General features: G+C 72.8%; 17 protein-coding genes. 13 read left to right on the top strand and 4 right to left on the bottom strand.

Annotated elements, in window-relative coordinates; translation table 11 throughout:
• The first annotated feature begins 58 nt into the window (after positions 1-58).
• Positions 59-841 (top strand): enoyl-CoA hydratase/isomerase family protein, encoded by a 783-nt coding sequence (locus BZB76_RS17885; protein WP_121435566.1) that lies wholly within the window; start codon positions 59-61, stop codon positions 839-841.
• On the opposite strand, the gene BZB76_RS17880 is transcribed toward BZB76_RS17885, so the two are convergent.
• Entirely contained in the window at positions 828-1109 is a 282-nt protein-coding gene (locus BZB76_RS17880; protein WP_121435442.1) for a winged helix-turn-helix transcriptional regulator, read from the bottom strand. The genes BZB76_RS17885 and BZB76_RS17880 overlap by 14 nt on opposite strands.
• Positions 1110-1255: 146 nt before the next feature.
• On the opposite strand from BZB76_RS17880, the gene BZB76_RS17875 reads away from it, so the two are divergent.
• The 7 genes from BZB76_RS17875 (at position 1256) to BZB76_RS17845 (ending at position 9367) form a co-directional block, all read left to right on the top strand.
• The gene (locus BZB76_RS17875; RefSeq protein WP_121435441.1) at positions 1256-2023 is read left to right on the top strand and encodes an SDR family NAD(P)-dependent oxidoreductase; all 768 of its coding nucleotides are present in this window, start codon (positions 1256-1258) and stop codon (positions 2021-2023) included.
• A 208-nt stretch (positions 2024-2231) separates the two neighbouring features.
• The gene (locus BZB76_RS17870) at positions 2232-3182 is read left to right on the top strand and encodes an acyl-ACP desaturase (RefSeq protein WP_121435440.1); all 951 of its coding nucleotides are present in this window, start codon (positions 2232-2234) and stop codon (positions 3180-3182) included.
• Between the two features lie 44 nt (positions 3183-3226).
• On the top strand, positions 3227-4051 hold the full coding sequence (locus BZB76_RS17865; protein ID WP_121435439.1) for a serine/threonine-protein kinase: 825 nt from the start codon (positions 3227-3229) through the stop codon (positions 4049-4051).
• A 50-nt stretch (positions 4052-4101) separates the two neighbouring features.
• Complete coding sequence (locus tag BZB76_RS36390) at positions 4102-6033, top strand: serine/threonine-protein kinase (RefSeq protein WP_170180662.1); 1932 nt, start codon at positions 4102-4104, stop codon at positions 6031-6033.
• Positions 6034-6082: 49 nt separating this feature from the next.
• Entirely contained in the window at positions 6083-7453 is a 1371-nt protein-coding gene (locus BZB76_RS17855) for a protein kinase family protein (RefSeq protein ID WP_121435437.1), read from the top strand.
• 160 nt (positions 7454-7613) lie between these two features.
• Positions 7614-8393 (top strand): electron transfer flavoprotein subunit beta/FixA family protein, encoded by a 780-nt coding sequence (locus BZB76_RS17850; protein WP_121435436.1) that lies wholly within the window; start codon positions 7614-7616, stop codon positions 8391-8393.
• A gap of 23 nt (positions 8394-8416) precedes the next feature.
• Positions 8417-9367, top strand: coding sequence for an electron transfer flavoprotein subunit alpha/FixB family protein (locus BZB76_RS17845; RefSeq protein WP_121435435.1), 951 nt, complete (start codon positions 8417-8419; stop codon positions 9365-9367).
• A gap of 38 nt (positions 9368-9405) precedes the next feature.
• Here BZB76_RS17845 and BZB76_RS17840 read toward each other — a convergent pair whose 3' ends face one another.
• Both BZB76_RS17840 and BZB76_RS17835 read right to left on the bottom strand, forming a co-directional pair.
• Positions 9406-10599 carry an MFS transporter gene (locus tag BZB76_RS17840; protein ID WP_121435434.1) on the bottom strand — a complete coding sequence of 398 codons (1194 nt, stop codon included), beginning with the start codon at positions 10597-10599 and terminating at the stop codon, positions 9406-9408.
• A gap of 78 nt (positions 10600-10677) precedes the next feature.
• Positions 10678-11211 carry a TetR/AcrR family transcriptional regulator gene (locus BZB76_RS17835; RefSeq protein ID WP_121435433.1) on the bottom strand — a complete coding sequence of 178 codons (534 nt, stop codon included), beginning with the start codon at positions 11209-11211 and terminating at the stop codon, positions 10678-10680.
• A 113-nt stretch (positions 11212-11324) separates the two neighbouring features.
• Between BZB76_RS17835 and BZB76_RS17830 the strand changes: the two genes are divergently transcribed.
• Entirely contained in the window at positions 11325-12494 is a 1170-nt protein-coding gene (locus tag BZB76_RS17830) for a cysteine desulfurase family protein (protein WP_121435565.1), read from the top strand.
• A 124-nt stretch (positions 12495-12618) separates the two neighbouring features.
• Positions 12619-13383, top strand: a complete 765-nt coding sequence (locus BZB76_RS17825; protein ID WP_246007011.1) for a DUF1206 domain-containing protein — start codon at positions 12619-12621, stop codon at positions 13381-13383.
• 14 nt (positions 13384-13397) lie between these two features.
• On the opposite strand, the gene BZB76_RS17820 is transcribed toward BZB76_RS17825, so the two are convergent.
• Positions 13398-14579 (bottom strand): DUF695 domain-containing protein, encoded by a 1182-nt coding sequence (locus BZB76_RS17820; RefSeq protein WP_246007010.1) that lies wholly within the window; start codon positions 14577-14579, stop codon positions 13398-13400.
• Positions 14580-14808: 229 nt separating this feature from the next.
• Between BZB76_RS17820 and mnmA the strand changes: the two genes are divergently transcribed.
• The 3 genes from mnmA to ligA are packed head-to-tail and all read left to right on the top strand — an operon-like array spanning position 14809 to position 19162.
• Complete coding sequence (mnmA, locus tag BZB76_RS17815; RefSeq protein ID WP_121435431.1) at positions 14809-15885, top strand: tRNA 2-thiouridine(34) synthase MnmA; 1077 nt, start codon at positions 14809-14811, stop codon at positions 15883-15885.
• 40 nt (positions 15886-15925) lie between these two features.
• Positions 15926-16939 carry a methionine synthase gene (locus BZB76_RS17810; protein WP_121435430.1) on the top strand — a complete coding sequence of 338 codons (1014 nt, stop codon included), beginning with the start codon at positions 15926-15928 and terminating at the stop codon, positions 16937-16939.
• A gap of 51 nt (positions 16940-16990) precedes the next feature.
• The gene (gene ligA, locus BZB76_RS17805) at positions 16991-19162 is read left to right on the top strand and encodes an NAD-dependent DNA ligase LigA (protein ID WP_121435429.1); all 2172 of its coding nucleotides are present in this window, start codon (positions 16991-16993) and stop codon (positions 19160-19162) included.
• Positions 19163-19396: the final 234 nt, after the last annotated feature.

Below are 19396 nucleotides of genomic sequence, written 5' to 3'. Positions count from 1 at the left end.
CGGCCGTTGTCTGGTTAGGCTCGTGGCGTTCGTCACCGAATCGCACAGGAGGGTCGCCGTGGGCGAGTTCGTACGGGTCGAGGTCGAGGACGGAATCGCGACGATCAGGCTGGACCGTCCGAAGATGAACGCCCTGAACGCCCAGATGCAGCGGGAACTGATCGACGCGGCCCGCCAGGTCACCCAGGACGACGCGGTCGGCTCGGTCGTCCTCTACGGCGGCGAGAAGGTGTTCGCGGCGGGCGCCGACATCAAGGAGATGGCCCCGATGTCGTACGCGCAGATGTCGGCGGGCCACTCGCGGCTGCTCCAGGACTTCGCCAGGGCCCTCGCCGGAATCCCGAAGCCGGTGATCGCCGCGATCACCGGATACGCGCTGGGCGGCGGACTGGAGGTGGCGCTGACGGCCGACTTCCGCGTCGCGGGCGAGAGCGCGAAGGTGGGGCAGCCGGAGATCCAGCTCGGCATCATCCCCGGCGCGGGCGGCACGCAGCGGCTGTCCCGGCTGATCGGGCCGACCAGGGCCAAGGACCTGATCTTCTCCGGACGGCATGTCGCGGCGGACGAGGCACTCGCGATCGGGCTCGTCGACCGTGTCGTCCCGGACGCCGACGTCTACACGGCCGCCAAGGAGTGGGCCGCCACGTTCGTCGGCGGTCCCGCGATCGCGCTGCGGGCCGCCAAGCAGGCCATCGACGCGGGCCTCGAGGTCGACCTGGAGACCGGACTGGAGATCGAACGGACGCAGTTCGCGGCCCTGTTCGCCACCGAGGACCAGGCGGCGGGCATGCGCAGCTTCATGGAGGAGGGCCCCGGCAAGGCGAAGTTCACCGGCCGCTGAGCGCCTGCGCGTTGAGGACCTCGTCGGCATAACGCTCCGTCCAGCGCCCGAGCGCGAACAGCGGTTCGAGCATGCCGCGTCCCGGCCCGGTCAGGTCGTACTCGACACGCGGCGGCGCCTCGGCGTACCGGCGGCGCGTGACGCGGCCGTCGCGTTCGAGGCGGCGGAGCGATTGGTTCAGCACCTTGTGGCTGATGCCGCCGATCCGGTCCTGGAGTTCGCGCGGACGGAGCGGGCTGTCCCGCAGCGTCCACAATCCGACCGTCATGCCGCCGCCGCTCGAGCATGCCGGCGGTGAGCCGGAAGCCGTATCCGCACGAGGTTCGGGCGCCCAGGTCTCGGACGGATGAATCTCGGGAGTTTCTTGGGCGAGCCGCACGGGCCCACCAAGATCGGCCGATAGCATCTCGCGCCATGCGACACGCGTATCGCACCGCGCTCGTGACGGGTGCGTCCAGCGGCATCGGTGAGAGCTTCGCCCGGCTGCTCGCCGGTCGCGGCACCGATCTGGTGATCGTGGCGCGCCGGGCCGAACGACTGGACGTCCTGGCCCGCGAGCTGGTCGAGCGGTACCGCGTCGCCGTGGAGGTGCTGGCGGCCGACCTGACCGACCCCCTCCAGCGCGCCGAGGTGGAGGGACGGCTGAGCGCCGATCCGGTGGAACTTCTGGTGAACAACGCCGGTCGCGGTGCTTTTGGACCGTTCGCGGAGGCGCCGCTGGACGACCAGCTCGCCCAGATCGAGCTGAACGTGACCGCGCTTGTCCGGCTCACCCGCGCGGTCCTGCCGGGGATGGTCGGGCGGGGCCGCGGCGGGGTGTTGAACGTGGCGTCGATGTCGGGGTTCACGCCGTCGCCCGGCAGCGCCACCTACGGGGCGACGAAGGCGTATGTGGCGGCGTTCTCGGAGAGCCTGCACTCGGAGGTGGCGGGCAGCGGCGTCCATGTGACCGCGCTGTGTCCCGGATTGACCCGCACGCGGGACGACGTCGCGTCCCACCCGCTGTGGCTGCGCCGGGACGACGTCGCGCGGGCCGGCCTCGACGCGGTGGCGGCCGGACGGGCCATGTGCGTCCCCGGCGTGCAGTACAAGGCGGCGTTCCCGGCGTTGCGGCTCGTCCCGAGGCCGCTGCTGCGGGCCGCGGTGAGCCGGATGCGCCACCAGGCGGCGGACACCTGGTGACAAAGGCCTCACCCGCTCTTATTGCTCAGATCTACAAAACTCGCCACGCCGCGCTTGTAACAGGGGTGGCTTGACGACGGGTGCGCGAACTGGCGACGATCGAACCTACGGTTGCGTAGGTTATGTATCGCCTGCTGGCAGCCCCTCCGGTGCCGCGAGCACGGTGGCACCGACCGGCCAGAACGCCCTCGTCCAGCGAAGGAACCGCATGTCCCTGACCCCCGAAGAGAAGCTCCAGACCGCTCTCCTGGTCGACCTCGAGCCGGTGGTCGAGAAGGAACTGAACCGGCACCTGTCGATGGCCAAGGAATGGTTCCCCCACCAGTACGTGCCCTGGAGTGAGGGCCGTGACTTCGACGGGCCCCTGGGCGGCGAGCCGTGGTCGATCGAGCAGTCCAAACTGAGCCTGGAGGCGCGCGAGTCGCTCATCGTCAACCTGCTCACCGAGGACAACCTGCCCGGCTACCACAACGCCATCTCCACGGCGTTCAGCCGCGACGGCGCCTGGGGCACCTGGGTGAACCGGTGGACGGCCGAGGAGAACCGGCACGGCATCGTCATCCGCGACTACCTGACCGCCACCCGCGCGGTCGACCCGGTCGCGCTGGAGCGTGCCCGGATGCGCCACATGGAGGCCGGCTACGAGGCCGACCACGGCGACTCGTTCCTGCACGGGGCGGCGTACGTGTCGTTCCAGGAACTCGCGACCCGGGTGTCGCACCGCAACACCGGCAGGGCGTCCGGCGACCCGCTGTGCGAGCAGATGCTGGCCCGTGTCGCCGCCGACGAGAACCTCCACATGATCTTCTACCGGAACCTGCTGGCCGCCGCGCTGGAGGCCGCGCCGAACGAGACGATGCGGGCGATCACCGACGTCGTCAAGGGCTTCCAGATGCCCGGTCACAGCATCGACGGCTTCCTGCGCAAGTCCGTCCTGATCGCCAACGCGGGCATCTACGACCTGCGGCTGCACCACGACGACGTTCTCGTCCCGGTCCTGCGCAAGTGGAACATCTTCGACCGCACCGACCTGACCGGCGACGGCGCGAAGGCGCTGGACGAACTCGGCGAGTTCCTGGCGCAGTTGGACGCCGCCGCCACCAGGTTCGAGACCCGACGTGAGGAGCGCCGCGCCCGCCAGGCCGCCCGGAAGGAGTAAATTTCACCGGGAACGAGTGCCCGTTTTCTGGCGTCAAAAGGGTTATGGGGAATGATCGGCGGCTCGGGGCCTACCGGTTGCTGGGGGAGATCGGCCGGGGGAGCACCGCGATGGTGTACCTGGCGATGGACCCCCACGGCCGCGAGGTCGCGGTGAAGCGACTCGCCCCGCAGGTCGCCGGGGAGCCGGAGGCGATCAGCCGGTTGGCCCGCGAGATGTCCGCGCAGGCGCGCGTGCGCAGCAGGTACGTCGCGCGCCTGGTGGACGGGGCCATCACGGCGGACCGGCCGTACGTGGTCATGCAGTACGTCCCCGGCTGCCCGCTCGGCGATCTGATCCCGGCGTACGGGCCGCTGCGCCGTGACCGGCTCATCCGGTTCGCGCGGCGGCTGGCGCTCGCGCTCGGGGACGTCCACGACGCGGGCGTCCTGCACCGGGACGTCGCGCCCGGCAACGTGATCGTGATGGGCGACCGGCCGACGCTGATCGACTTCGGCATCGCGCACGAGACCGGCGCCCCGCAGCTCACCAGGCGCGGCATGGTCGTCGGGACGCCCGCCTACCTGGCGCCCGAACTGATCGAGGGCGGGCGCGCCACCCCCGCCTCCGACGTGTTCTCCTGGGCGGCGACCGTCGCGTTCGCCGCGACGGGACGTCCCCCGTTCGGGCGCGGCTCACTGCACGGGGTGTGCTTCCGCATCCTGCGCGGCCAGGCCGACCTCGACGGCGTACCGGAACCGCTGGCCCCGCTGCTGCGGGCGGCGTTCGACCGAGACCCGGCGGCCCGGCCGACGGCCCGGTGGCTCGCCGGAGCGCTCGCGGCCCGCGACGGCACCGTGTCCCGCCGCGCCGGGGTGACGGCGGCCTGACAATGCGGAGAACTTCGAGGACGATCGACGGGGGTAGGGTTTCGGAAACGATGAGGGGAGCTGTCACGTCCGGGGACCGAATCGGCCACTACAGCGTGCTCCAGACCCTGGGGGAAGGGGGAATGGGCGTCGTCTACCTCGGCGCCGACCCCGAGGGGCGCAACGTGGCCATCAAGGTGCTGCGGCCCGCGGTCGCGGGCGACGCCACGGCGCGTCGCCGGCTGGCCCGCGAGGTCGACTCGATGCGCCGGGTGCACAGCCCGCACGTCGCGGAGATCCTCGACGCCGACGTGACCGCCGACCAGCCCTACATCGTCACCCAGTACGTGCCCGGCCGGACGCTTGAGGAGATCGTCGAGGAGTCCGGGCCGATCTACGGGCCGGGCCTGCGGCGGCTCGCGGTCGGGCTGGGCACCGCGCTGTCGGCGATCCACGGCGCCGGGATCGTGCACCGCGACCTCAAACCCGGCAACGTCATGCTCGTCGACGGCGAGCCCATCGTGATCGACTTCGGTATCGCGCAGGCCGCCGACGCGACCCGGCTCACCGCCACCGGCATGGTCATCGGCACGCCCGGCTACCTGGCCCCCGAACTCATCGAGGGCGAGGACGCGGGCCCGCCCTCGGACGTGCACGCCTGGGCCGGAACGGTCGCCTACGCCGCCACCGGCCGCCCGCCGTTCGGCTCCGGCACCTTCGAGTCGATCTTCTACAAGATCATGCAGGGCACGCCCGACCTGGACGGCGTGCCCGACGCGCTGCTGCCCGTGCTGCGCTCGGCGATGGCACGGCACCCGGCCGAACGACCCACCGCGGTCAAGCTGGTGCAGCTCACCCGGCGCATCCACCTCGAAGCCACCATCACCGACCAGACCATGGTCGACCGGCACTACCCGTCGTCCGCCTCGCGGTCGACCGGGTCACGGTCGGCCGGTACGGCCCAGCCGATCGAGGAGACGGCGCCGGACCACTCCAGGAACTTCTCCATGCCGCTGCCCGCGCCGCACCCGCAGGACGCTCCGCCGCGGTCGAGCACACCGGGGACCACGGCGCTCCCGGCGCTCCCGGCGCCCGGTCCGCCTCCGCCGCCACCCGCGCCGGCCCCGTCTCCGGCCCCGGCGCCGGCACAGCCGAAGGACTTCGTCGGGCAGCTCCCCCCGGCCGCGCCGCCGCCCGTCCCGCCACCGGGGCCCGCGCCGTACTACGCCCCGCAGCAGTACGGGCCGCCCTCGGACCAGCCGCAGGACCAGCCGCGTCGCGGCGCGTTGCAGCGCCGCCCTCCGGAGCCGGAGGGGCCGCGCGGCGAACTGGAGCGCGCCGACCGGGCCCGCGCCGACGTGGCCGCCCGCGCCCGCGCCGAACGCGATCGTCGCAAGCCCTACGGCTGGTACCGGCTGATCAGCTTCCTCGTCCTGGTCGCGCTGCTCGGCTTCGCCGACATCGCGCCGCTGTTCGCGGTCGGTGTCACGATCGCCGGGGTGCTCGTCCTGCGGATGGGCGACAAGGCCGCCAGGGGCATGGAGGGACGGCGGACCCGCCGGGGCCCGCGCACCGGTGACGCCGTGGCCGCCGCGTTCCGGACGCCGCTGCACCTGCCGGGCGCCCTGATGGCCACGGTTCTGTGGACCTCGCTGAGCGTGCTCGCCGGACTGATCATCCTCGGCGTTCTGATCTTCGCCGCCTCCGGTATGACCGCCTCGAACGCCATCGCCTACTCCGCCATGGCGGTGATCGGATTGCTCTGCCTCGCGCCGGGCAGCGGCGCCCCGCGACGCCAGCTCGCCCGGATCTGGGGCGCGGCGTTCCCGCGCACGGGCGCGGCGGCCGCGGGCGCGCTGGTCGTCGGCGTCCTCGCGGCGGTGCTGGTCGTGCTGGCGCAGGAGCGACCGCCCGACACCGCCCCGCTGGACGGGATGAGCCGAGACCTGGAGGCCCTGCGCGCCGACGTCCGCGACCTCGTGTCCAACGCACCGGGCATGTGAGCGGACGCGGCTCTGCGCGGCGCCTCCGGTCGATAGGGTGGCGTGCCATATGAGCGGCGACATCGACCGGCAGGCGCACATCGGTCAGTACCGGCTGCTGTCCAGGCTGGGCGGCGGTGACGGCTCGGGCTCCGGGGCCGTCCACCGGGCCGCCGGGCCCGACGGCCGCGACGTGGCGATCAGACTGCTCGCGCCGGACGCGACCCCCGACATCGCCCGGATGCGCGCGGTGCTCAGCCCCTACGTGGTGGACGTCCTGGACGGTGCCGCCGCCGCGTCCCCGCCCTATGTCGTCTCCCGGTTCGTTCCGGGAAGGCCGCTGGCGGAGACGGTGGCCGAACACGGCCCGATGTCGGGTGACGCGCTGCGCCGCATGGCCTTCGGGCTGGCGAAGGCGCTCGCCGCCATCCACCGGGCCGGTCTCGCGCACGGTGCCCTCGACCCCACGACGGTCCTGGTCGTCGACGGCGCGCCCGTCGTCGTCGACTTCGCGTTGACCGCCGCCGACGTCGCCGACGACATCCGCGCCTGGGCCGAGACCGTGGCGTTCGCCGCCACCGGAACCGGCGAGATGGTCGCCGGTTCCCTGCCCGGCGCCCTGCCCGCCGGGCTGCGCCCGATGGTCGCCGCGGCCTGCCACCCCGACCCCGCCGCCCGCCCCTCGGCCGCCGAGCTGGCCGAGGCGACATCCCGGCTGACCCTGCCTGAGACGCCCGCCCCGCCGCGTCAGGCACCGCCGCGTGAGGCACCACCGCGTCAGGCACCGGCGCGTCCCACAGCACCGGCTCCACCGCCGCGCGCAGCCCAGACCTCCGCGCCACCCGCCCCCGCCGCCACTCCGGCCGCCACCGTCTCCGCGTCGGCGGCGGACGCGCACGGGCTGGCCGTGGCACGCGGCTGGGCCCGGCTGCTCGCGGCCATGGTCGTGGTCATCGCGGTCGGTCTGGTGCTCATGGCGCCGATCGTGGGCCTGGCGCTGTCGCTGGCCGCGGTGACGCTGCTGCGGGTCGCGGGAACGACCGCGCGCGGCTGGGCGTGGGCCTTCGGCCGGACACTGCTGACCGTCCCGTACGCGGCGGCGTTCACCGTCGCGGTGCCGCTCGGGCTTGTCGCGGTGTCCGCGGTCGGCGGGGAGATCGACTCGCTCAGCGCCTGCGCGTTCGGCGCCGGGGCCGGCGCGGCGGTGCTGTGGACGGCGCCGGGCGTCAACGGCCCGCGACGGCAGCTGGAGCGGATGTTCGTGTCCGTCGCGCGGCGGCCGCGGGGCATCGCGACCGCGGGAGTGGTCCTCGGCGTGCTGGCGCTGGCGACGGTGGTCGGCGCGCTCACGCTGACGCCGAGCTTCTCGCCCATGTACGGGCTGCAGAGTTCGCTGGAGAGCACGATGGACCGGTGGCAGACGGGCGTCAACCGGTTCTGAGGAATGTCCCCGATGCTGCTACCCGCGAGTAACCTAGGGGTGCGCAGCCGAAGTCGGGACCCGGTTCCGAAGCTCGTTCGGGTGTTTGGCAGGCTGTGACATCGAAGTCCGCCGCTGACCTCAGCGGCCAACGGAGTGCAGGGGAGGTCGGCCACCCACCATGAACATCGTCGTCCTGGTGAAGCAGGTTCCCGACACGGAGAGCCCGCGCAAGCTGAAGTCCGATGACAGCACGCTGGACCGCGCCGCCGCCGACGGCGTCATCAACGAACTCGACGAGTACGCGATCGAGGAGGCGCTGCGGGTCAAGGAGGCCCACGACGGTGAGGTGACCGTCCTGACCATGGGGCCGGACAAGGCCACCGACTCCATCCGCAAGGCCCTGGCCATGGGCGCCGACAAGGCCGTCCACCTCGTCGACGACGGTCTCGCCGGCTCCGACGCGCTCCAGACGTCCTACGCGATCCAGCAGGTCCTCGGCCGCACCGGGTTCGACCTGGTGATCCTCGGGTCGGAGTCCACCGACGCGCGGACCGGGCTGCTGGCCGCGATGCTCGCCGAGCGGCTCGGCGTCGCGCAGCTGTCCCTCGCGAACAAGCTCGAGATCGACGGGACGTCCGTCCGGGCGCAGCGGCAGACCGATTACGGCTTCGACCGTGTCGAGGCGACCCTGCCCGCGGTCGTCAGCGTCGTCGAGAAGATCAACGATCCGCGCTACCCCTCGTTCAAGGGGATCATGGCGGCCAAGAAGAAGCCGGTGGAGACGCTCGGTCTCACCGACGCGGGCATCGAGCCGGCGCGGGTCGGCCTGGCGAACGCGGCCACCGAGGTGGTCGACTTCGCCGAGGCGCCGCCGCGCGAGAAGGGCCAGATCGTCACCGACGAGGGCGACGGCGGCGCGAAGATCGCCGAGTTCCTCGCCGCGAAGAAGTTCGTCTGACCGGGGAAGGGGATTAGCGAACCATGGCGGAGATTCTCGTCCTCGTCGACCACGTCGACGGTGAGGTCAAGAAGGTCACGCTCGAACTGCTGACGCTGGCGAACAGGCTCGGCGAGGCGGCCGCGGTGTGGGTCGGCCCCGGCTTCGAGGGTGCGAAGGACAGGCTCGGCGAGTACGGCGCCGGCAAGGTCTACGTCGCCGACGACCCGGAGCTGACGTCCTATGTCGTCGCGCCGAAGGCCGCGCTCCTGACGAAGCTCGTGAACGACCGGTCCCCGGCCGCGGTGCTGGTGCCCGCGACCGGCGAGGGCAAGGAGATCGCCGGACGGCTCGCCGTCCGGACGGGCTCCGGCGTGCTCACCGACGTCGTGGACGTCACCGACGGATTCGTCGCCGAGCACTCCATCTTCGGTGGCGGTGTCATCGCGCACGCCCGCGTGCGGACCGGCACGCCGATCATCGCCGTCCGGCCCAACTCGGTGACCCCCGAGCCCGCTCCGGCGACCCCGGCGGAGGAGGCGGTGACCGTCGAGCTGTCGGACGCCGACCGGGCCGCGAAGGTCGTGGAGAAGGTCGTGCAGGAGAAGGGCGAGCGCCCTGACCTGACCGAGGCCGCGATCGTCGTGTCCGGCGGGCGCGGTGTCGGCGGCGCCGAGAACTTCTCGATCATCGAGGGCCTGGCCGACTCGCTCGGCGGTGCCGTCGGCGCGTCCCGCGCCGCGACCGACGCCGGCTGGTACCCGCACACGTTCCAGGTCGGCCAGACCGGCAAGACCGTGTCGCCGCAGCTGTACATCGCGGTCGGCATCTCCGGCGCCATCCAGCACCGGGCCGGGATGCAGACGTCGAAGACCATCGTCGCCATCAACAAGGATTCCGAGGCGCCGATCTTCGAACTCGTCGACTTCGGTGTGGTGGGCGACCTGTTCCAGGTCGCGCCGCAGCTCACCGAGGAGATCACCAAGCGGAAGTGACCGACGGACGGGCCCCGGCCCGGACCGCCGCCGGCCGATCAGGCGGCGACCGGTTCGGGGCCGGGGTCGGTCACGTCGACGGGCGTGGCGTCGGCCGCCCCGTCCACCGGGACGAACCGGGCACCGGCGGCGATGAGCAGCGACAGGACGACGACCGTGCCCACTCCCAGCCGCAGCGACGTGGCGTCCGACAGGAACCCGACCACGACCGGGCCGAGCAGCAGCCCGCCGTAGCCGATCGCGCTGACCTGCGCGACGGCCGCGCCCGGACGGTCCGGCGCGGCGGTCCCGGCCAGTGACATCGTCGTCGGGACGACCGCGCAGACCATCAGTCCCGTGACGAAGAACCCGGCGAGGGCGAGGGCCGGCACGGGCGACAGCACGACGACGGTCATGCCGAGCGCGGTACCGACGCCCGCGCCGGCCAGCAACCTGCGGGTGCCCACATGGGCCCGGACGCGGTCGCCGAAGATCCGGCCGGTCAGCATCGCCGCCTCGAACATCGGGAGCCCGGCCGCGGCCACGGCCTCGCTCGCGTCCATCTCGTCGTGCAGCAGCAGTCCGCTCCAGTCGGCGATCGACCCCTCGGTCATGAACGCGATGAAGCAGAGGGCGCCGATCAGGTACACCGCGAGCGGCATGCGGCGCGCCCGGCGTCCCGTCCCGGCGGACGCGGCGGCCGGCGGGTCGGGCAGGTACGTGCGGCCGAGCGCGAGCCCGGCGGGGAGCGTCAGCGCGGCGGCGGCGAGGACCGTCTCGGTGAACCCCAGCCCGACCGCCGCGGTCACGACGCCGAGCAGGCCGCCGCTCATCGCGCCGACGGACCAGCCGGCGTGCAGACCGCTCATCACGGGCCGCTTGTACGCCCGTTCGACGGCGGTGCCCTGCGCGTTCATCGCGATGTCGGTGATCCCGAACGTCATGCCGAACACCACGACGGCGGCGAGCAGCGCGCCGTGGCCGGGCGCGAGCGCGACGGCCGCGTAGGAGAGCGCCGTCAGCGGCAGCGCCAGCCGCAGCGTGGCGCGGCTCCCGGCGCGGGACATCACGACGCGCAGCGCCTGCATGGCGGTGATCGCGCCGAGCCCCCAGACGAGGACGACGATGCCGACCTCGGCCTCGCTGAGTTCGAACTTGTCGACCAGCGCGGGCATCCGGGACACCCACACCCCGGTCAGCAGGCCCGCCAGCGCGAAGGTCAGGAACGTCCCCCAACGAGCGCGGGGCAGCATGGCTCACCTCTTTCTTCGGCTCGGCACAATCTCGTCATGGAACGCTCCAAACACGGAGCGGTGGGCGGGCGCCCGGGGTCATCCGTCCAGCAGGCCGAGGAGCCGCCGGCGCAGGGCGGCGAGCTGCTCCTCGTCGAACAGCCCGGGATCGTGGCTCATGACCTCCCAGAGGCCCTCGACCGCGAGCCGGACGGTCATCGCGGTGCACGGGTCGGTGTCCTCCGCCGGGTCGCGGCCGTGCCAGCGGCGCATCGCCTCGTTCAGCGGCGCCGCCTGCTCGGGGTCGGCCGCGGCGGCCGTGATGGCCGACCAGCGCCGGTGCGTGCGGGCGTCACCGGTCAGGAGCTCGAAGGTGGCCTCGACGTAGGCGCGGGTGTAGGCGTCCGCGGTGCCGTCCCCGAAGGAGTCGATGTAGGAGGCGACCAGGTCGTCGAACTCGTCGATGGTCCGCGCCACCATCGCCCGGACCAGCGCCTCCTTCGTGGGGAAGTGGTAGAGCAGCCCACCCTTGCTGACGCCGGCCTGCTCGGCGACCGCGGTGAGCGTCAACGCCCGCGTTCCCTGCTCGAAGAGGACGGTCTCGGCGGCGTCCAGGAGGGCTTCTCGTTTCATGACGCGCCTACTGTACCGGCTGGACGGTACAGTCCACCAGTCCGAGGGTGCCGACCGCCACCGCCCGGGTCCCCGGAGGGAACATCGGCGGCGCGGCTACTGTTGTCCGCGTGGTGACCTACCTCGACCATGCGGCGACCACCCCGATGCTGCCCGAGGCCATCGAGGCGATGACGGCCGAGCTGCGCGAGCTGGGGAACCCGTCGTCCCTGCACGCGGCCGGGCGCCGCGCCCGCCGCGTCGTCGAGGAGTCCCGCGAGGTCATCGCGGAGGCGTTCGACGCCCGGCCGAGCGAGGTCGTGTTCACCTCCGGCGGCACCGAGGCCGACAACCTCGCCGTCAAGGGCCTCTACTGGGCCCGCCGCGCCGCCGACCCCGCCCGCGACCGGGTGCTGGCCGGCGCCGTCGAGCACCATGCCGTCCTGGACGCCGTGCGGTGGCTCGCCGACCACGAGGGCGCCCGTGTGGACTGGATTCCCGTGGACTCCGCCGGACGTGTCCGTCCCGAGGCGCTCCGCGAGGCGCTCGGCACCGGCGACGACGTGGCCCTCGTCACGGTGATGTGGGCCAACAACGAGGTCGGGACCGTCCAGCCGGTCGCCGAACTGGCCGCCGTCGCCCGCGAGCGCGAAGTGCCCCTGCACACCGACGCCGTCCAGGCCGCCGGGGCGCTGCCCGTGTCGTTCGCGGCGAGCGGGGCGCAGGCCCTGGCCGTCACCGGCCACAAACTCGGCGGGCCCGTCGGCGTCGGCGCGCTGCTGCTGGCCAAGCCCAAGGAGCCCGTCTTCCTCGACCCGGTGCCGCTGCTGCACGGCGGCGGGCAGGAACGCGACGTCCGGTCCGGGACGCTCGACACCGCGGCCATCGCCGGGTTCGCCGCCGCCGTCCAGGCCGCGACCGCCCACCGCGAGGTCGAGGCGCGTCGCCTCACCGAGCTGCGCGACCTGCTGATCGACGCCGTCCGCGCAGCGGTGCCGGACGCGGTCCTGAACGGCGACCCCGTCGACCGGCTCCCCGGCAACGCGCACTTCTCCTTCCCCGGCTGCGAGGGCGACGCCCTGCTCATGCTGCTGGACGCCCGCGGCATCGCCTGCTCCACCGGCTCGGCCTGCTCGGCCGGGGTGTCGCAGCCGAGCCACGTCCTGACGGCGATGGGCGCCGAGCACGCCCGGGGATCCCTGCGCTTCACCCTCGGCCACACCTCCACCGAGGACGACGTCAAGGCGCTCGCCGACGCGCTCGCCCCCGTCGTCGAACGCGCGCGCCGTGCCGGTTTTGGGTGACTGACCGGCTTTGATGGTGTTTGACCGTCTCTTGAACGGGGACGGCGTGTCCGTGGCGACGACGGATGTGAGCGACGGACTCGAACGGGCGGCGGGACACCCTTGGTTCCACGGTGTGTCCCGCGTGGGACTGGTGGCGCGCGGCCTTCTCTACCTCCTCATCGGCTGGCTGGCCCTTCAGGTCGCCTTCGGCGGCGGCGGGCAGGAGGCCGACCGTAAGGGGGCGTTGCAGATCGTCGCCGACAAACCCGGCGGTCCGGTCGTCATCGTGCTGATGGCCGTCGGGTTCGCGGCCCTGGCCCTCTGGCAGTTCGCCGAAGCCGGGTTCGGACGGCCGACGCCCGACGGCGACAAGCCCACCAAACGCCTCGCCTCCGCCGCGCGCGGCGTCGTCTACGCGGCCGGATGCGCGGCCACCCTGCTGTTCATGCTCGGCCACCAGGGCGCGTCCAGCGACCAGCAGTCGAAGACCTTCACCGCGCGCCTGATGGGCCAGCCCGGCGGGCGCTGGCTCGTGCTGGCGATCGCCGCGGGCTTCGTGATCTGGGGCGTCGTCGTGGTCGTCCAGGCGGTCCGCCGCACGTTCATGGACGAACTCGACACCGCGAAGATGGGACATGTCGCCCGGCGTGTCGTCCAGCCGTTCGGTGTCGTCGGCAACGCCGCCCGCGGGCTCGTCGGCGCCGCCGCCGGCGCCTTCCTCGCCTACGCGGCCATCACCTTCCAGCCGGACAAGGCCAAGGGCCTGGACGGCACCCTCCGCGAGTTCGCCGACACCCCCGCCGGAGCCTGGGGCCTCGCCGCCGTCGCCGTGGGCGTCCTCACCTTCGGCCTGTACAGCCTTGGCGAGGCCCGCTACCGCAAGGTCGACTCGACCAGGCCCATCTAGGTCCGTCCCGGACGTCAGGGCTGGTAGGGAGCCAGGGCCTTCCAGCCGGGATCGCTGGTGGAGGCGACCCTGGCCTTGCCCTCGGGCCACCCGGCCGCGAGCTGGTCGAGTTCGGAGATGACACCCGAGTCGGGATCGACGTACAGGTGGAAGACGCGCAGGCCGTCGCCGGTCTCGCGGACGGCGAGGACGGCCCGGTCGCCGAGCCTGGTGAGCTTCTTCTCGAAGGCGCGCAGCGCGCTCGACGACGGCTCGACGGGCAGCCGGTCGGGATTGCTGTTGGCGTACGGGACGCTGATCGCCACGTGCAGGTCGCAGAGCGGGTAGTCCTGGCGGTGCAACGGGAACCGGGCGCCGAGGCGGGCGGGATGGCCGCGCGGGGTGCGGCCCTCGCCGGTCAGCCAGGCGGGCTCGGCGAACGGCTCGGCGATCTGCTCGATCACCGAGGGCAGCATCGACGGCGGGAGCGCGTCGATCGGCGCCTCCGTGGCGATCGAGACCTCGCCGACCCAGCGGGCGACGTCGTCCTCGCCGAGCGCCCAGTGCAGGACGTTCAGCGCGACCTGGATGCGCTGCTCCTCGGCGACGAACAGGAAGTCGGGATGGTAGGCGGTGAGATGCACGCGGGCGCGGTCGGCGTCGGCGCGCATGCCGAGCCGGACGTACTCCAGGTCGAACTCGTGGTCACCGAGGATGAGGTCCTGGTTGAGCATCTCCGGGTCGGGCTGCCGCGCCGGATGGAACACCCACCCGGCCGCCGCCGCCCCGGACGGCGCGGCCCGGACCCAGCGCTCGGTGATGCCGCGCAGCTCCGGGTTCCCGCCGCCGGTCACGGTGAGGAACGGGGCCCGGTCCTCCGCGCCGCCGATCTCCCAGAGCAGTCCCGGATGGATCTTGTGGACGCGGCGCGACAGCTCCTCCATCGTCTCCGCGGAGAGCCCACCGCCGGGCGGGCCCGGTTCGGGGGCGTCGAGGTCGGCGGCGTCGAGGTCCGGGAGGTCGAGATCGGCCACGTGGTCCGCCTCGGGCGCGTCGAGGTGCGCGGCGGACCCGGACGAATCGGCCACGGGCGTGTCGGGCCCGGCGGCCAGGGACGCTTCGATCGTCGGGCGGGCCTGCGCCCACCATTCCCAGAACTCGCTGATCGCGGGCGGCGTCACCGCGGACGCGTCGCGCGGACGACGGAAGATTCCCACCTGTCGTCTCTTCCTTGTCGTGGTCAAGCGGCCGAACCGCCTCATGACCGGGGCCGATGAGGTCGCTGGAGTTTGTTTTCCCGGCATGGCGGGGCTCCGCCGGGTCCGGCGAGGCCATGTCCGTCCCGGTAAACCCTACGTGAGGCACCGCGTTTCCCGTCGGCGCCGGCCCCGGCGACCGAAATACGGTGGCGGGGGAGTGGGTCGTGGCGCGTACCCTCGAAGGGTTATGGCACTGCGCGTACTTGCCGCCATGTCGGGCGGCGTCGACTCCGCCGTGGCCGCCGCCCGCGCCGCCGAGGCGGGGCACGAGGTCACCGGCGTCCACATGGCCCTGTCCACCAATCCGCAGTCGTACCGGACGGGCGCCCGGGGCTGCTGCACCCTGGAGGACTCCAGGGACGCCCGCCGGGCCGCCGACGTGATCGGCATCCCCTTCTACGTGTGGGATCTCGCCGAGCGCTTCCATGAGGACGTCGTCGAGGACTTCGTCAGCGAGTACGCGGCCGGCCGCACCCCGAACCCGTGTCTGCGCTGCAACGAGAAGATCAAGTTCGCGGCGCTGCTGGACCGGGCGATGGCCCTCGGGTTCGACGCCGTCTGCACCGGCCACTACGCGCGGCTGGACGGCGGCGTCCTGCGCCGCGGCGTCGACGAGGCCAAGGACCAGTCCTACGTGCTGGCCGTGTGCACGCCCGAGCAGCTCGCGCACGCGCTGTTCCCGCTCGGCGACACCACCAAGGCCGACATCCGGCGGGAGGCGGAGCGGCGTGGCCTGCGGGTGGCCGACAAGCCCGACAGCCACGACATCTGCTTCATCGCCGACGGCGACACCCGCGGCTTCCTCGCCGAGCGGCTCGGCACGGCGCCCGGCCCGATCGTCGACACCGACGGCAACGAGGTCGGACGGCACGACGGCGCCTACGCCTACACGATCGGCCAGCGCAAGGGCCTGCGGATCGGCACGCCCGCGCCGGACGGCCGCCCGCGCTACGTCCTGGACATCTCCCCGGTGACGAACACGGTGACCGTGGGGCCGCGCGACTCCCTGAACGTCGACGAGATCGTCGGCGAGCGCCCGGTGTGGCTGAGCGACGCCCCGGACGGGCCGTTCGACTGCCACGTCCAACTCCGCGCGCACGGGGAGGTCTACGGCTGCACGGCCGAGCGGGACGGCGACGTGCTGCGCGTCCGCCTGTCCAGTCCCGCCCGCGGTGTCGCCACGGGGCAGGCCGCCGTCCTGTACGACGGCGACCGGGTCCTGGCGTCCGCGACGATCGCCGAGACGGCCCGAGCCCTGGTGTAGGGCTCACCGCCGTGATCGCCGCGCCGATAGGGTTCGCGGTGTGACCAGTTATCCGTGGCAGGAGGGGACGGCGACCGGGATCGGGTCGTACCCGGGCGACGACCCGGCGGAGGCGCTGCGGATCGTCCTCGGTGAACTGCCCGAGATGCCGCATCTGCCGGAGCTGCCGGCCCGCGGTCCCGGTGCCGACCTGACGGGCCGGACGGCCGGTCTGCTGGTCGACATGCCGGTGCGGGTGGAGCCGTCCGGGTGGCGGTTCTCCGACCGGCCGGGCCGGGACACGCTCCGCTCCCACGACCATCTGGAACGCGACCTGGACGTCCTGGAGGAGATCGCGGGCGGCCATGACGGACCGTTCAAGATCCAGGTGTGCGGGCCGTGGACGCTGGCCGCGACGATCGAACTGCGCAACGGCGACCGGGCGCTGAAGGACGCCGGGGCCGTCCGCGACCTGGCCGCCTCGCTCGCCGAGGGCGTCGCCGCGCATGTCGCGGACGTCCGCCGCCGCCTGCCCGCCGCGCGGATCGTCGTCCAGCTCGACGAGCCCGGCCTGCCCGCCGTGCTCGCCGGGACGATCCCGACGGCCAGCGGGTTCTCCCGGCTGCGGGCCATCGAGGAGCCCGTCGCGGAGGACACCCTCCGGACGGTGATCGACGCGGCCGCCGCGGACGACGCGGCGTACCCGATCGTCCACTGCTGCGCGCGGAACGTCCCGTACGCGCTGCTGCGCGGCGCGGGCGCGCAGGCGATCTCGGTCGACCTGCGCATGGTCCCCAGGCGCGACGACGACGCGGTCGGGGAGACGATCGACGCCGGAACGGGCCTTCTCCTCGGCGCGGTGCCCGCGACCGACACCGCCCTGCCGTCCCTCCGGGCGACCGCGGAGCCGGTGAAGGAGCTGTGGCGGCGGCTCGGGTTCCCGCCCGCGCGACTGGCGCGCCAGGTCGTGATCACCCCGGCCTGCGGCATGGCCGGGGCGTCCCCGCGCCACGTCCGCGAAGCGCTGAGACGATGCCGCGACACGGCCCGGATGATCTTTGAGGATGCCGAGTGACCTGGGGCGCGGCGGGCTCACAATGTCGGAGGCAGTCGCCACAATAGGGGCATGAGCATGAGCGACGGGGTGCCCGCCGAGGCACGTCAGCGGCACCTTGAGCTGAGCCAGGAGATCGACGAGGCCAACTACCGTTACTACGTCCTCGACCAGCCGACGCTCACCGACGCCGAGTACGACTCCCGGATGCGCGAGATCCGCGATCTGGAGGAGCGCCATCCGGAGTTGGTCACGCCCGACTCGCCGACGCAGCGGGTCGGCGCGCCCATCGTCACCGACTTCGCGACCGTCGACCATCTGGAGCGGATGCAGAGCCTCGACAACGCGATGAGCGACGACGAGCTCCAGGCGTGGGACGAGCGCGTCGTGCGGGAGGTCGGCGAGGTCGCCGGTTACCTGTGCGAGCTGAAGATCGACGGGTTGGCGATCGCGCTGACCTACGAGAACGGGCGGCTGGTCCGCGGCGTCACCCGCGGCGACGGGCGCACCGGCGAGGACGTCACCCACAACGTCCGCACCATCGCCGACGTCCCGACCCGGCTGGAGGGCGCGGGCTGGCCGGACGTCCTGGAGGTCCGCGGCGAGGTGTTCCTGCCCGTCAAGGGGTTCGAGCAGGTGAACGCCGCGCAGGTGGCGGCCGGTAAGGACCCGTTCGCCAACCCGCGCAACGCGGCGGCCGGGTCGCTGCGCCAGAAGGACCCGCGGATCACCGCGCAGCGGCCGCTCGGGATGCTCGTCCACGGGTTCGGCGCCTGGCGCGGCGGCGGCACGCGGCCGCAGAGCCAGTCCGGCGCCTACGAACTGATGCGGAGCTGGGGGCTGCCGGTCAGCGACCGGTACGAGGTCCTCGACGGAATGGACGCCGTCCGCGACTACATCGCCAGGTACGGCGAAGACCGGCACGCCACCGAGTACGAGATCGACGGCGTGGTCGTCAAGGTCGACCAGTTCTCGCTCCAGCGCCGGCTCGGCTCCACCAGCCGGGCGCCGCGCTGGGCGATCGCGTGGAAGTACCCGCCCGAGGAGGTCAACACCAGGCTCCTCGACATCAAGGTCGGCGTCGGGCGGACCGGGCGCGTCACCCCCTACGGCGTGATGGAGCCGGTCAAGGTCGCCGGGTCCACCGTCGAGCGGGCCACGCTGCACAACGAGGGCGAGGTGAAGCGCAAGGGCGTCCTGATCGGCGACACGGTCGTGCTCCGCAAGGCGGGCGATGTGATCCCCGAGATCGTCGCGCCGGTCACCGGGCTGCGGGACGGCTCCGAGCGCGAGTTCGTCATGCCCACGCACTGCCCGGAGTGCGGCACCGAGCTGGCGTACGAGAAGGAGGGCGCCGCCGACATCCGCTGCCCGAACGCGCGGTACTGCCCGGGGCAGCTGCGCGAGCGCCTGTACTTCGTCGCGAGCCGCAACGCCTTCGACATCGAGGCGCTCGGCTATGTCGGCGTGACGGCGTTGACGCAGCCGCTGGAGCCCGCCGAGCCGCCGGTCCGGAACGAGGGCGACCTGTTCCACCTGACCGTGGAGCAGCTGCTGCCGATCAGGAACCTCGTCCTCGACCAGCGGACGGGCACGCCCAAGATCGACCCGGCCACGGGCGAACCGAAGGTCGTGTCGTTCTTCGCCAACAAGGAGGGCGAGCCGAAGAAGACCGTCGCGATCCTCTTCGACCAGCTGGAGAAGGCGAAGCGGCAGCCGCTGTGGCGGGTGCTGGTGGCGCTGTCGATCCGGCATGTGGGGCCGTCCGCGGCGCAGGACCTCGCCCGCGAGATGCGGTCGATGGACGCGATCGCGAACGCTTCCGAGGAGGAGCTGGCCGCGGTCGACGGGGTCGGGGCGACGATCGCGGCCTCGATCCGGGCGTGGTTCGAGGTCGACTGGCATCGCGAGATCGTGGCGAAGTGGCGGGCCGCGGGCGTCCGGATGGAGGACGAGGGCGCGGCGGGCCCGCGTCCGCTGGAGGGCGTCACCGTGGTGATCACCGGGTCGCTGGAGGGGTTCAGCCGGGACTCGGCGACCGAGGCGGTGCAGCGGCTCGGCGGAAAGGTGACGGGATCGGTGTCGAAGAAGACGGGCTTTGTCGTCGTCGGCGACAGCCCGGGCTCTAAATACGACAAAGCCGTCAAACTGGGCGTACCGGTGTTGGCGGAGGAAGGGTTCCGTGTGCTGCTGGCCGAGGGGCCGGATGCGGCCAAGAACGTGACCGTGCGCGCCGACGAATAACACCACGTGGTCAAAACCTCACCACCAGGTTCGCGTTACTCAGGGGTACACTTCAACTACCCAACGGCGAGGGGCGGGGGATGGACGGGGCATAACGGAACGTGCCCAAACGGTTTCGCGAAGTTGAGCGAAGGCCGTACTCTCCCACTCATCACGACCTACACCTGAATTCCCGGACGTAACACCCGGGGGGCGTCCCCCGAGGTCGGGGCCGCCCGGTGCCGGGGGAACGGC

Origin of the sequence: Actinomadura pelletieri DSM 43383, from assembly GCF_003634705.1 — a bacterium.
Lineage (GTDB): Bacteria > Actinomycetota > Actinomycetes > Streptosporangiales > Streptosporangiaceae > Spirillospora > Spirillospora pelletieri.
Note: the sequence above shows the minus strand (reverse complement) of the source record. Positions and strands in the feature narration are given on the sequence as shown.